At 60.5% G+C, this 13,400-nt stretch carries 11 protein-coding genes and 1 pseudogene; 5 read left to right on the plus strand and 7 right to left on the minus strand.

Translation table 11 applies throughout. The annotated features are described in order from the left end of the window. Positions 1-52: 52 nt before the first annotated feature. The 4 genes and pseudogenes from AB3G88_RS13690 to AB3G88_RS13705 all read right to left on the minus strand — a co-directional run. Positions 53-583: pseudogene (locus tag AB3G88_RS13690) on the minus strand (GlxA family transcriptional regulator); the annotation flags it as partial. Beyond that, positions 550-1,965: a GABA permease gene (gene gabP / locus AB3G88_RS13695; protein WP_480454369.1), complete on the minus strand. Its 1,416-nt coding sequence runs from the start codon at positions 1,963-1,965 to the stop codon at positions 550-552. The pseudogene AB3G88_RS13690 and the gene gabP, both read right to left, overlap by 34 nt. 178 nt (positions 1,966-2,143) lie before the next feature. Then, positions 2,144-3,292, minus strand: a complete 1,149-nt coding sequence (locus AB3G88_RS13700) for a PQQ-dependent sugar dehydrogenase (protein ID WP_480454371.1) — start codon at positions 3,290-3,292, stop codon at positions 2,144-2,146. An 11-nt stretch (positions 3,293-3,303) separates the two neighbouring features. Beyond that, complete coding sequence (locus AB3G88_RS13705) at positions 3,304-3,618, minus strand: hypothetical protein (protein ID WP_480454372.1); 315 nt, start codon at positions 3,616-3,618, stop codon at positions 3,304-3,306. 184 nt (positions 3,619-3,802) lie between these two features. Here AB3G88_RS13705 and ku point away from each other — a divergent pair, with 184 nt between their 5' ends. Next, the gene (gene ku / locus AB3G88_RS13710; protein WP_099583120.1) at positions 3,803-4,630 is read left to right on the plus strand and encodes a non-homologous end joining protein Ku; all 828 of its coding nucleotides are present in this window, start codon (positions 3,803-3,805) and stop codon (positions 4,628-4,630) included. Positions 4,631-4,654: 24 nt separating this feature from the next. Continuing rightward, positions 4,655-7,120, plus strand: coding sequence for a DNA ligase D (ligD, locus tag AB3G88_RS13715; RefSeq protein ID WP_480454373.1), 2,466 nt, complete (start codon positions 4,655-4,657; stop codon positions 7,118-7,120). Between the two features lie 18 nt (positions 7,121-7,138). Here ligD and lpxO read toward each other — a convergent pair whose 3' ends face one another. Further along, positions 7,139-8,038, minus strand: coding sequence for a lipid A hydroxylase LpxO (gene lpxO, locus AB3G88_RS13720; protein ID WP_480454374.1), 900 nt, complete (start codon positions 8,036-8,038; stop codon positions 7,139-7,141). Positions 8,039-8,341: 303 nt separating this feature from the next. On the opposite strand from lpxO, the gene AB3G88_RS13725 reads away from it, so the two are divergent. Further along, a complete protein-coding gene (locus tag AB3G88_RS13725; RefSeq protein WP_191958390.1) occupies positions 8,342-8,728 on the plus strand; it encodes a TIGR03067 domain-containing protein in 387 nt (128 codons plus the stop codon). Between the two features lie 138 nt (positions 8,729-8,866). Here AB3G88_RS13725 and AB3G88_RS13730 read toward each other — a convergent pair whose 3' ends face one another. Continuing rightward, on the minus strand, positions 8,867-9,679 hold the full coding sequence (locus AB3G88_RS13730; RefSeq protein WP_480454376.1) for a class I SAM-dependent methyltransferase: 813 nt from the start codon (positions 9,677-9,679) through the stop codon (positions 8,867-8,869). Positions 9,680-9,836: 157 nt separating this feature from the next. Here AB3G88_RS13730 and AB3G88_RS13735 point away from each other — a divergent pair, with 157 nt between their 5' ends. Continuing rightward, positions 9,837-11,075, plus strand: a complete 1,239-nt coding sequence (locus tag AB3G88_RS13735) for an MFS transporter (protein ID WP_480454377.1) — start codon at positions 9,837-9,839, stop codon at positions 11,073-11,075. Positions 11,076-11,124: 49 nt separating this feature from the next. Here AB3G88_RS13735 and AB3G88_RS13740 read toward each other — a convergent pair whose 3' ends face one another. Next, a complete protein-coding gene (locus AB3G88_RS13740) occupies positions 11,125-11,322 on the minus strand; it encodes a hypothetical protein (RefSeq protein WP_099583126.1) in 198 nt (65 codons plus the stop codon). Positions 11,323-11,650: 328 nt separating this feature from the next. Here AB3G88_RS13740 and AB3G88_RS13745 point away from each other — a divergent pair, with 328 nt between their 5' ends. Further along, positions 11,651-13,237: an ABC-F family ATPase gene (locus AB3G88_RS13745; protein ID WP_081797888.1), complete on the plus strand. Its 1,587-nt coding sequence runs from the start codon at positions 11,651-11,653 to the stop codon at positions 13,235-13,237. Positions 13,238-13,400: the final 163 nt, after the last annotated feature.

Below are 13,400 nucleotides of genomic sequence, written 5' to 3' on the forward strand. Positions count from 1 at the left end.
CAGCACAGAGTCATGTGTCAGCCTTTAACGCAAGGCTGGCGCTCGACAACGCTCAGGACTTCAGGTTTTTAACACTGGCAAATGTCGCCTCGCCCCGTGCCTGATCCAACGCACTCATCGGCATGGGCATCGGCACGCCAAAATACTCGCGGTAGCATTTGGAGAAGTGAGGGGTGGACACAAAGCCACAGAGCACCGCCAGTTCGACGATGGAGATGGGGGTTTGCTTGAGCAACTGACGCGCGCGGATCAGCCGCAACCTGAGGTAGTAGCGCGACGGTGAGCAGTGCAGGTATTTCTGGAACATTCGCTCCAGCTGGCGGCGTGAAAGGTCCACATATGCCGCCAACTGATCCAGGTTGATCGGCTCTTCCAGGTTGGCCTCCATCAACGCGACGATTTCCTGCAGCTTCGGTTGCTGGGTGCCCAGCATGTGCTTGAGGGGCACGCGCTGATGGTCTTGCTGATTGCGCATACGCTCGTACACGAACATGTCGGAGATGGCCGCCGACAGCTCGTGCCCATGCTCACGGCCGATCAGGTGCAGCATCATGTCCATGGGCGCGAGGCGACCGCTATCGGTTTCTGCACCCGCTCGGGTTGCCGCGCCGTGATCACGCCGGCCAGGGAAATCAGCAACGCCAGGCAGATGGTCGACGACACTTCAAGGCGATGTTCGGGGCTCAACAGCATCACCGCCAAGGCCGCGCAAATGAACACGATCACCACCCAGGTCAGCCACGGAAACAACCACATCTTGAACGTCAGTGCGATGTTTCGGCTTTGCAGGATCTTGCGCATGCGCAGTTGCGATACGGCAATCACCAGGTACACCAGCAACGCAATGGCCCCCGAGCTGGCCAGCAGAAACTGGAACAGGCCCGCCGGCATGAAGTAACTGAGCAAGGTCACGCCTGCCCCAAGCACCGTACTGGCGATCACGGCGGCCCTTGGCACACTGGCGGCTGAGGTTTTTTTCATCAGCGTTGGCGCATCTCCACGCTTGCCCAGTGAATACAGCATGCGCGAAGCAATGTAGATCGAGGAGTTCATGCAACTGGCCACGGCGATCAATACCACCACGTCCACCAGCAATTTGGCGTGGGGTATGTTCATCAGCTCCAGCGCGCGCTGATAAGAGCCGACCGATGCCAACAGCGGGTCATTCCAGGGCACCACGGAAATCACCACAAAGATCGACAGCACATAGAACACACCGATGCGCCACATCACCGAACGGGTCGCCCGGGCAATGTTCTGCGCCGGGTTACTGGACTCGGCGGCGGCAATGGTGACGGCTTCAGTGCCGATAAAACTGAACATGATGGTGATAAAGGCGCCGACGACCGCAGACAGCCCGTTGGGCGCGAAACCGCCATGATCTTCCATCAGACGGCTCAAACCGCTGGCTTCGCGCTCGGGAATCCAGCCCATCAACACCGCACCGCCCAGGCCGATAAACCCGATGATCGCGATGACCTTGGCCATGGCAAACCAGAACTCGAACTCGCCGTATTTGGAGACGCTGAACAAATTGGTGATCACCAGCAAAAAGATCGACAACAAGGCAAACAGCCAAGCGTCGATCTGCGGGAACCACTGATTGAGGATATGCCCGGCGGCCAGGGCTTCGATGGGAATCACCAGCACCCAGAACCACCAATACAGCCAGCCAATGGTAAACCCGGCCCAGCGGCCGATGGCTTGGTCGGCGTAGGTCGAGAAGGAGCCGGTGTCCGGATTGGCCACGGCCATTTCCCCCAGCATGCGCATGACCAGCACCACCAGTAGCCCGGAAAACAGATAGGCCAGCATCACCGCCGGGCCCGCTGCCGCAATCGCATGGCCGGAGCCGACAAACAGCCCCGCCCCGATAATCCCGGCAATCGAGAGCATGGTCACATGGCGCGGCTTGAAGCCTTGCGCCAGTTGGCCGTTTGAATCCTTGGAAATCGGGCTATTCATCGTTGTTTTTATTCTCTGTGATCGACATTAAACGTACTGACTGGAGGGTCAGGCGATCATCATTTCTTAATGACGGGTCACAGTACGCGGCATGCCCACCGCAAAAATAGCCTCATTGCGTCATACAATCGCCTGATACCGACAACGACGCAGGGCTGTGGGGGCTGGGCGCCACCCTTCAGTCCTGATTCAGGCCGACACGGTAAAGAACGCCGCGGTCTTCATCCGTCAGCACATACAGGTAGCCATCCGGCCCCTGCCGCACGTCGCGGATGCGCGCCTTCAAACCGCCCAGCAAACGCTCCTCATGGATGACCTTGTCGCCGTCGAACTGCAACCGGATCAGTTCCTGGCTGGCCAGCGCGCCGATGAACACGTTGTGCTGCCACGCCTTGAAGCGGTCGCTGTCATAAAACGCCATGCCACTGATGCCCGGTGACTTCTCCCACACATGGTGAGGCGCCACGGTGCCTTGCGCCGTCTTGCCCTTGGCCTCCGGAATCGGTGTCAGGGAGTAGTTGATGCCGTGGGTTGCCAGGGGCCATCCGTAGTTTTTGCCCCGCTCGATGATGTTGATCTCGTCACCGCCTCGTGGCCCGTGCTCGTTTTCCCAGATCGTGCCGCTCCAGGGATTCAGCGCCAGGCCCTGCGGGTTGCGTTGGCCGTAGGACCAGATCTCGGGCCGTACGCCCGGCTGACCGACGAAGGGGTTGTCATCCGGCACGCGGCCATCGGGGTAGATCCGAACAACCTTGCCCTGCAGCTTGTCCAGATCCTGGGCGGTGGGCCGGTCATTGTTTTCGCCCAGGGTCACGAACAAGTAGCCATTCTGGTCAAAGGCCAGGCGCGAGCCGAAGTGATTGCCGGTGGACAGCTTCGGCTCCTGGCGCAGGATGACTTTGAAATCGCTCAGGCCGCTGAGGTCCGCTGCCAACCGTCCACGGCCCACCACCGTGCCGGCCGTACCACCTTCGCCGCCGCCTTCGGCGTACGACAGGTAGACCGTGCGGTCCTCTTTGAAATCAGGCGAGAGCACCACATCGAGTAAACCGCCCTGCCCCTTGGCCCACACCTCAGGCACCCCGCTCAGAGGTGCCGAGAGCTTGCCATCCGGGCTGACAACCCGCAGATGGCCTGGGCGTTCGGTCACCAGGAAACCTTGCTGGTCCGGCAGAAACGCCACGGCCCAGGGGTGGTCCAGGCCTTTGGCGACCGCCGTGACGCTGAGGCTGCCTTGCTCACTGGGGAATTGCTGCGAATCGGCGGCGCAAACCGAGGTCAGGGTCGTCGCGCACATAACGGCTAACAGGGTTTTGCGTATAAACATAAGACAAGTCCTTACCGGCGATTGCCGTTGGCATCAAATGTGGGGGCTTTGGTCTCGGTGGCCGGGCGACTGGGCGCGGCCTCGCGTTGGGGATAGCGGTTGCCGATGCCGCCGTTTTCCAGGGTCGGCGTGCGCGGGGTCGGCACGGTCTGGGTGCCGCGAATCGCCGGCGCATTGGGCTGGGTGCCCTGCATGCTGTTGGGGTTGGCCCGGTGGATGGGGCCGTTGTTAGTGCTGTTGCTGCCAGGCAAGTTCTGCGCCTGGGCGGTGGCTGCAAGTGCCAGGCCCAACGCCAGCGCTACAAGTTGATGCACTCGGGTGATCATGACAAAGCCTCTCTGGGGCGAGGAGTACCTGCGTTCGATACCACGCTACGCCTGGGGTTCGGCTTTGGTAACTAAATACTTCCTCATCAGGTGTAACACGATCTGTCCGCGCATCTGTCCGGGGAAACTTTTTCCAGCGCCTGCGAGTCACCCGAATACAGTCTCTGATCAAGGAATCGCTCATATGCCACGGGCCATCTGGAAAGGCGCCATCAGCTTCGGTTTGGTTCATATCCCGGTGTCACTGGTCTCGGCCACGTCCGCCCAGGGCGTGGATTTCGACTGGTTGGACAAACGCAGCATGGACCCGGTGGGCTACAAGCGCATCAACAAGACCACTGGCAAGGAAGTCACCAAAGAGCACATCGTCAAGGGCGTAGCGTTCGAGAAGGGTCGCTATGTGGTGCTCAGCGAAGAAGAGATTCGCGCGGCCCACCCCAAATCCACCCAGACCATCGACATCATCGCCTTTGTCGCCAGCGACCAGATCCCCTTGCAGAACATCGACACGCCTTACTTCCTCGCGCCGGACAAACGCGGTGGCAAGGTCTACGCATTGCTACGGGAAACCCTCAAGAAAACCCGCAAGGTCGCCCTGGCCAATGTGGTGCTGCACACCAAGCAGCACCTCGCGGCGCTGATGCCGCTGGACTCGGCTCTGGTGCTGGTGATGCTGCGCTGGCCCGCCGAGGTGCGCAGCCTGGATGAACTGGAACTGGGCAGCGACGTGACCAAGCCGTCCCTGGCCAAGGGTGAGCTGGACATGGCCAAGCGGCTGGTGGAAGACATGAGCGCCGACTGGCAGCCGGAGGACTACCGCGACAGCTTTCAGGAAAAAATCATGGCGCTGGTGGCGAAGAAGGCCAAGGCCGGCAAGATCGAAGACGTGGAATCCCAGGAAGGCAGCGAAGAGCGCAAGTCGGCCGACGTGATCGACCTGACCGAACTGCTCAAGCGCAGCCTGGCCGGTAAGCCGGCGGCGAAGAAAACCACCAAGAAAAAGGCCTCTTGAGCCCGCCAGCACGCGGAGAACCCCATGACAAAGCCCCTGAATGAATACAACCGCAAGCGTGATTTCAAGATCACCGCAGAACCTTCGGGCAAAGCGCCCACCGGCAAGCGCAAGGTGTCGGCGCTGTCATTTGTGATCCAGAAGCACGACGCGCGCAACCTGCACTATGACTTTCGCCTGGAACTCGACGGCGTGCTCAAAAGCTGGGCCGTGCCCAAGGGCCCCAGCCTCGACCCCAGCCAGAAACGTCTGGCAGTGCACGTCGAAGACCACCCACTGGGCTACGGCAGTTTCGAAGGCAGCATCCCGGCCGGTCAATATGGTGCTGGCGATGTGATTGTCTGGGACCGTGGAGTCTGGCAACCCCATGACGACCCACACAAGGCCTACGCCGCCGGCAAACTCAAGTTCACGCTGGTGGGCGAAAAACTCTCGGGAGATTGGGCACTGGTGCGCACCCGCTTGAAAGGCAGCGGGGACAAGGAACAATGGCTGCTGATCAAAGAGAACGACCAACAGGCCCGCCCCGCTGCCGACTACGACATCGTGCAGGCCGAGCCGGGAAGCGTGCTCAGCGATGCCTCCATCGCGCCCCCCAAGGCCAATGCGAAAACCAAGCAAAAAAAAGCCACTGCTGTGCCTGAGCAATTCACCCCGCAATTGGCAACCCTGGTAGACCGCGCACCCGACGGCGACTGGCAGTACGAAATCAAGTTTGACGGCTACCGCATGCTGGCGCGTATCCGCGACGGCGAGGTCCGGCTGTTTACCCGCAACGGCCATGACTGGACCGAGCGCCTGCCCCGCCAGGTCAAGGCCCTTCACGCTCTCAAGCTCACGGACAGTTGGCTGGATGGCGAAGTGGTCAGCCTCAACCCTGAAGGGTTACCGGACTTCCAGGCCCTGCAAAATGCCTTTGACAGCGGCCGCAGCCTGGACCTTGTCTATTACTTGTTCGATGCGCCGTTTCTGGAGGGCCGCGATCAGCGCCAGGCGCCCGTGGAAGATCGCCGGGCCGAACTCAAGGCCGCGCTGGCCGGTAGCAAAAGTAAACTGCTGCGGTTTTCCGAAGCCTTCACTGCCCATCATCAGGACATCTTGCAGAGTGCCTGCAACCTGGCCCTGGAAGGCGTGATCGGCAAACGCATGGGCAGCCCCTACACGTCCACGCGCAGTGCCGACTGGATCAAGCTCAAATGCCGGTTGCGACAGGAATTCGTGATTGTCGGGCATACCCGCCCCCAGGGTTCGCGCAGCGGTTTTGGCGCCTTGTTGCTGGCGGTGAATGACGACAGCGGGCTGAGGTACGCCGGGCGCGTGGGCACCGGTTTTGATCAGGCCTCGCTCGACACTATCTACGCGCAGCTCAAGGCGCGGGCCCGCACAACCTCCCCGTTGCACAACGCCTTGACCAGTGCCCAGGCGCGAGGCGTGCAGTGGGTGGAGCCGACGCTGGTCGGCGAAGTGCAGTTTGCCGAGTGGACCCGTGAAGGTGTGGTGCGCCATGCCGCCTTTATGGGCATGCGCAGCGATAAGCCGGCCGCGCAGATCGTGCACGAGCAGCCGCAGGAGTCCAAATCCTTGAAAGCCCCCAAAGCCAGCAGCGTATTGAAGATCACCCATCCTGAGCGGGTGATCGACCCACACAGCGGCACGCAAAAGCAGGAGTTGGCGCAGTTCTATGAAGGTATCAGCGAATGGATCCTGCCCTTCCTGCGCCTTCGCCCGGTGTCCTTGCTGAGGGCTCCGGAAGGCATCGAGGGTGAGCAGTTCTTCCAGAAACACTCAGAGCGCCTGGCGATTCCCCATATCAAGCAACTGGACGCCGCGCTGGACCCCGGCCATGCGCGGCTGATGGAGATCGACAGCACCCAGGCCCTGGTCGGCGCCGTGCAAATGGGTAGCGTCGAATTCCATACCTGGGGCGCCACCTCGGACAAGATCGAGACCCCTGACCTGTTTGTACTCGACCTCGACCCGGACCCGGCGCTGCCCTGGAAAAGCATGCTGGAAGCGGCGCAACTGACCTTGTCGGTACTGGACGATCTGGGCCTTGAAGCATTCGTCAAAACCAGCGGCGGCAAAGGTCTGCACCTGATAGTGCCGCTGGCGCGTCGGGACGGTTGGGAAACGGTAAAAGCGTTCGCCAAGGCCATCGCCCAATTCATGACCCAGCAATTGCCCGAGCGCTTTACCGCCACGTCCGGGCCGAAAAACCGTGTCGGCAAGATCTTTATCGACTACCTGCGCAACGCACGGGGCGCGAGCACCGTTGCGGCGTATTCGGTACGGGCACGCCCAGGGCTGCCGGTGTCGGTGCCGGTCAGTCGCAAGGAATTGCCGCAATTGCGCGGCGCGCAGCAGTGGACGGTGGCTAATCTGCACCAACGCTTGCAGGGGCTGAAGGAAGACCCGTGGGCGGGTTATGCCCATCGGCAGAAGATCAGCAAGAAAATGTGGCACAAATTGGGCGCCCAGCCACCGCAGTGAAGGCGCCCGGAGCGAGCTTTAGATAAGCACGAAGATCAGCGCCAAGGCCGCGAACATTGCCCATTTTTCCAGGTAATAACGCGTGCGGTTGCGTTTTTTTAGCGCTTTGCCGCGCAGGCGGATCTTGTACAGCTGCGTAAACGCGCGGTTAAGCCCGCCGGTCTTGTCGCCCGAGTCGTTGGGCGAACCCGCCGCCGCCATCACCGTGCGGCTGAACCAGCGATTGAACGCCGCCGCCCAGCGGTACTTCATCGGGCGCTCGACATCGCAGAACAGGATGAGGCGGTTCTGCTGCGTAACGTTTTCGGCGTAGTGGATAAAGGTCTCGTCGAACATCACCGGCTCACCGTCGCGCCAGTAATAGTTTTCCCCGTCCACGTTGATGTAGCAGCCCGGATCGTTCGGCGTATCCAGGCCCAGGTGATAACGGTAGGACCCGGCGTAGGGATCGCGATGGCGCACCAGTTTGGAGCCCGGCGGCAGCTCGGCGAACATCGCGGCCTTGATCGAACCGATGCTCTGCACCAACTCGGTGGTACGCGGGCACAGTTTCATTGCCGACGGGTGACTGTCGCCATACCACTTGAGGTAGAACCGCTTCCAGCCCGACTTGAAAAACGAGTTGAAGCCGACGTCATCGTACTGGTCGGAACGCTTGATCGCCCCTGCTCGCATCAGGTTCTGGCCCTCTTCACGAATCTCCTCCCAATGCGCTTGCAGCGGGCTCAGGTCGGGGAAATCGCTGGTCGAAAGATACGGTCGGCCGGGCAGTTTGGAGCACAGATACAGAAAACAGTTGATGGGTGCCAGGAAGGTCGAATGATCACTCAGTTGGCGACCCAGTTTGTGTCGAACCCGGCCACGCAGGTGTACATACGCAATGGAGGCGACATAGAGGACAACAATGATCAGTTTCAAGGGATTTCGTCACACGTCAGTAGAGAATAGGCTGCTCCTGCGTGCCCACTACGGCCGAGGATGGATAGCAGCAACTGAAATCACAATTCACAGACAGGCACCAGGAGCGGCTTGATGACAAGCAGTTCCATGGCCACTGACAGTTATTTAGCCATATTCTGTAACTAAAAGTTAACCAAGAATTGTGAAAAGCTGTCTAAAGACAGTAGGACTGTTCCTACATGCGCTTCGCATAAGACAGGAAAAAAACCCAGCATCCTCCATGCCAGCCGGCAATTAACCCTTCAGCAAAAAGGAATTTGTATGTCAGCCATTTCAGACCCAGATGTTCAAGCGCTCCAAGGAGCCTGGGAACAAACCTCGCTGGAGGACAATGGCGTACTCAACCCCCCCGATGCGCACAGTGCTCCGGGGGCAATTACCCTAATCACCGGCGACCGTTTCGAAGTAAAGACCCTCTGTGGTGAGGTGTTGCTGGAGGGCCAGTTTTTCCTCGACGGCACTACCGTCCCCAAAAGCATCACCTGGGTGGACTCCATCGGAGAAGACGCCGGCAAACACCTGCCGGCCAGCTACCGCCTCGAAGGCGATACATTTGTGTTCATCGCGGCGGATGAAGGCATGCCCAGGCCAGTCTCATTCAAGACGGGTGCAGGCCAGACCATGCGCAGCTTCATACGGCGCGCCTGAACCGTAGGCCATCCGAAATTGCGACAGCGTTTTCACCACGCCTTCACTTTCAACGCAATAAGGTGAGGCCTACCTACTCCAGTGAATCCCTTGGCCCGCCTGTCTTCGCGGGCTTTTTTTTGCCTGGAAACCACCGGGTCAGGCTGGCCGTTTGGTGGCGGTCAGGGTAAAGCACAGCGGCAATTGCGCCGGCTGGTGCTCGTACTGGTCGTAGAGTTCTTCGCGATTGGAGTGTGCATATTCCTGCAAGTGACTGATCTGCAAGTCGGCGCCAATCGCGGCGTTCACCAGGTCGCCCAAGGTGTGCACGTACCAGTACGACGTCGGCCCGGCTACCGCGCCCTGGCCTTCATAGACAATCGACTCTTGCAGCACAAAGGGCTCGCGCTGAAAGTACGAGCTGGCCGGCAACAACGGGTTTTGCGCCCTGGGGTCGAACACTTCGAGAAACGGATGGGTTTCATACATCACCAGCGTCCCGCCGGGCTTCAGCGTGCTGGCGGCATGGCGCATGAACAGCGCCACATCCGGCATCCAGCCGAGCACGCCGATGGTGACCAGCGCGATGTCGAAGCGCTCATGCAAACGCTGCGGCAAGTGGTGGATATCGCTTTCGATAAATTCAGGCGCATGGGGCGACACCTCGGCAAGCTCACGCGCCTGCTGGAGAAACGCCGCGGATTGGTCCACCCCCACTACCGAGCGTGCGTTCAGGGCGAACAGCGACAAGCTTTCACGACCGTTGTTGCAGCACAGTTGCACCACGTCCTTGCCGGCGACACCGATGTCTTGCAGCACCCCGGTAATGGTGGGGTCCAGGCAGGAAAAACCCGCATTGCCGACACGCTTGAGCATCGCGTGCCAGGTGTCGGTGGTTTTATGCAGGCTGGCAGATTGATCCCAAGCGTCCTTGTTACAGGCAATTGCCTGTTGAGCTGAGGGCATGTCCATTGCGTCTCCAGATAAGTCATACGGCGGGGCAAAAAAAATACGGCAGATGCCCGCAGATTAAAACCCCGGGCAACCGGCGAAACTTAACGCACGCCCCGCAGGTCACTAACGCAGTGCGTGTTCAGCCCTTGAACACCGCCTCAGCGAAGCCTTCATCGTGGCCAACCACTCCGACCTGCGTAATGCCCTGTCTTTGGACAGCCTGAACTTCTTCCTGGCGGATGTGCGGGACGGCCTCGGCCCGTACCTGGCTATCTACCTGCTGGCCGTGCACAAGTGGGACCCGGCCAGCATCGGCGTGGTCATGACCCTGGCAGGTATCGCCGCGCTGCTGACCCAGGGCCCGGCCGGTGCACTGATTGACCGCACACGCAGCAAGCGCGCCGTGGTTGCCCTCGCCGCCATCCTGGTGACTGCCAGTTGCCTGGTGCTGCCCTTCGTCAGCGCGTTCAGCCTGGTGGCCTTGACCCAGGCCGCCAGCGCCGTCGCTGCGTCCGTGTTTGCCCCGGCAATCTCCGCGATTTCGCTGGGGATCACCGGCCCGCGCGCCTTTACCCGCCGCACCGGGCGCAATGAAACCTTCAACCACGCCGGCAACGCCGTGGCCGCACTGCTGGCCGGTGGCTTGGCTTACCTGTATGGACCGGTCGTGGTGTTCTACCTGATGGCGTTTATGGCGGTGGCCAGTATCGTCGCGGTCAGTTGCGTGTCCGCCAAGGCCATCGACCACGAGGTCGCCCGCGGTTTCGATCCGGCCCATGCCACCGACCACGAACATCCCTCGGGCGTGAAAGTATTGCTGGCCAACCGCCCGCTGCTGCTGTTCGCCATTTGCTGCGCCCTCTTCCACCTGGCCAACGCCGCCATGTTGCCGCTGGTCAGCCAGAAGCTGTCCCAAATCAACCTGCAGATGGCCACCCCGCTGACTTCAGCCTGCATCGTCGCCGCACAACTGGTGATGGTGCCGATTGCCTGGCTGGTAGGCGTCAAGGCTGACGTGTGGGGGCGCAAGCCGCTGCTGATGTTCGGCTTCATGATTCTGCCGCTGCGTGGCGTGCTCTACACCCTGTCCAGCGACCCCTATTGGCTGGTGGCCGTGCAAATGCTCGACGGCATCGGCGCGGGGATCTTCGGCGCGCTGTTCCCGGTGATCGTCAAAGACCTGACCCAAGGCACCGGCCGTTTCAACGTGAGCCTGGGCGCGCTGTCCACGGTGTTTGGCTTGGGCGCGGCATTGAGCAACAGCCTGGCGGGGTTCGTGGTGCAACAGGCGGGTTACAACGCGGCCTTCCTGACCCTGGCCGGCGTTGCGGGTGTCGCGTTGGCGCTGTTGTGGGTGGCGATGCCGGAGACGTTGGCGAAGCCGCACTTTGCGACTCATGCATCGGCTGCATGATGGATACATAAAACCCGGCGCCTGGCCGGGTTCCTTGCTCTACACATGTTCAGTTGTCGGGATGCTCGCTGGCGACCGAATCGGCAGCATCGACATCGGACATGTCCTCATCCAGCGGTGCATCATCGTCCGGCGGTAGCGGGATATGGTCCTCATCATTTCTCGGGTCGTGCCCTGTCTCATTATCTGTGCCGCGCGTTACGGCCTGCTGTGAAAGATTGCCTGGGGCGTTCTCATTGATGTCCATGCTGGCTCTCCGTTCTTAGGCTCGGGGTATCCGCGCTTAATGATGTGAGGCGGCAGGCCGGTGCAAGTGCCGGGCATTAGACGAATGGCGAAAAATACCGCCAGGCATCCGACCTGCACGAGGAGTGGAGCCCGACTTTACAAGGCTCTGAACAGCCGTCGTTCTCTGCCATACAACTGTCGCCTCACATATGCGACAATGCGCGCCAAATTCCAACACACATCCCCATTTTTTGCTCAGCGACCGGGTTTCGCGCCTTGATGTCGCTGTTGATGCATGCCTGACGGCGCCTGCTGCCACGCTCGCAACCCATTGATAGGTAAAGTAATTGATCTCCACAGCTAACATCACCATGCAGTTCGGCGCCAAGCCGCTCTTTGAGAACGTCTCGGTCAAGTTCGGCGCCGGCAACCGGTATGGTTTGATCGGTGCCAACGGTTGCGGCAAGTCGACCTTCATGAAAATCCTCGGCGGCGATCTCGACCCGTCGGGCGGCCAGGTCATGCTGGAGCCGAATGTACGCCTGGGTAAACTGCGCCAGGACCAGTTCGCCTACGAAGAATTCACCGTGCTCGACACCGTGATCATGGGCCACGAGGAGCTGTGGAAGGTCAAGGCCGAGCGCGACCGTATCTACTCGCTGCCGGAAATGAGCGAAGACGATGGCATGGCCGTGGCCGAGCTGGAAACCGAGTTCGCCGAGATGGACGGCTACACCGCCGAGTCCCGTGCCGGCGAGCTGCTGCTGGGCCTGGGCATTCCCCTGGAACAGCACTTCGGCCCGATGAGCGAAGTGTCCCCAGGCTGGAAGCTGCGCGTTTTGCTGGCCCAGGCGTTGTTCTCCGATCCTGAAGTGCTGTTGCTCGACGAACCGACCAACCACTTGGACATCAACACCATCCGCTGGCTGGAAAACATCCTGACCCAGCGTAACAGCCTGATGATCATCATCTCTCACGACCGTCACTTCCTGAACAGCGTGTGCACCCACATGGCTGACCTGGACTACGGCGAGCTGCGCCTGTTCCCGGGCAACTACGACGAGTACATGACCGTGGCGACCCAGTCCCGCGAGCAGCTGCTGTCGGACAACGCCAAGAAGAAGGCGCAGATCTCCGAGCTGCAATCCTTCGTCAGCCGCTTCTCGGCCAACGCCTCGAAAGCCAAGCAGGCGACTTCCCGTGCCAAGGCGATCGACAAGATCCAGCTGGCCGAGGTCAAGCCTTCGAGCCGTGTGAGCCCGTTCATCCGTTTCGATCAGAACAAGAAACTGCACCGCCAGGCTGTCATGGTCGAAAAAATGGCCAAGGGTTTCGACGGCAAGCCGCTGTTCAAGGACTTCAGCTTCCAGGTTGAAGCCGGCGAGCGCGTGGCGATCATCGGCCCGAACGGTATCGGCAAGACCACCCTGTTGCGCACCCTGGTCAACGAGTTGACCCCGGACGCAGGCAGCATCAAGTGGACCGACGCGGCAGAACTGGGCTACTACGCCCAGGATCACGCGCACGACTTCGAAGACGACGTGACGCTGTTCGACTGGATGGGCCAGTGGACTCAGGGCGAGCAGATGATTCGCGGAACGCTGGGCCGCATGCTGTTCTCCAACGACGAGATCCTCAAGTCGGTCAAGGTCATCTCCGGTGGTGAGCAAGGTCGCATGCTGTTCGGCAAGCTGATCCTGCAAAAGCCGAACGTGCTGATCATGGACGAACCGACCAACCACTTGGACATGGAATCCATCGAGGCGCTGAACCTGGCGCTGGAAAACTACCCGGGCACGCTGATCTTTGTCAGCCACGACCGCGAGTTCGTATCGTCCCTGGCTACCCGCATCATCGAGTTGAGCGCCGACGGCGTGATCGACTTCAGCGGCACCTATGATGACTACCTGCGCAGCCAAGGCGTGGTGTTTTAAGAGCGGTGACTAGCGTTTAGCTGCAAGCGGCGAGTAAAAGCCCCATCCACTGTGATGGGGCTTTTTGCATCTGGTGGAATATGGGAATTAATAGATAGGCTGCTTCCTTTTCCCCCACTCCCTTGCCATGATGCCCTCACCGCCCGCCCGCGAACGAGTGCCC

This window comes from Pseudomonas arvensis (genome assembly GCF_056688935.1).

Excerpts from the sequence above, each read along its gene's own strand:
- AB3G88_RS13740 (WP_099583126.1), bottom strand. The coding sequence starts at position 11,322 with ATGGACATCAATGAGAACGCCCCAGGCAATCTTTCACAGCAGGCCGTA.
- AB3G88_RS13705 (WP_480454372.1), bottom strand. The coding sequence starts at position 3,618 with ATGATCACCCGAGTGCATCAACTTGTAGCGCTGGCGTTGGGCCTGGCA.
- ku (WP_099583120.1), top strand. The coding sequence starts at position 3,803 with ATGCCACGGGCCATCTGGAAAGGCGCCATCAGCTTCGGTTTGGTTCAT.
- AB3G88_RS13725 (WP_191958390.1), top strand. The coding sequence starts at position 8,342 with ATGTCAGCCATTTCAGACCCAGATGTTCAAGCGCTCCAAGGAGCCTGG.
- AB3G88_RS13700 (WP_480454371.1), bottom strand. The coding sequence starts at position 3,292 with ATGTTTATACGCAAAACCCTGTTAGCCGTTATGTGCGCGACGACCCTG.
- AB3G88_RS13730 (WP_480454376.1), bottom strand. The coding sequence starts at position 9,679 with ATGGACATGCCCTCAGCTCAACAGGCAATTGCCTGTAACAAGGACGCT.
- gabP (WP_480454369.1), bottom strand. The coding sequence starts at position 1,965 with ATGAATAGCCCGATTTCCAAGGATTCAAACGGCCAACTGGCGCAAGGC.
- ligD (WP_480454373.1), top strand. The coding sequence starts at position 4,655 with ATGACAAAGCCCCTGAATGAATACAACCGCAAGCGTGATTTCAAGATC.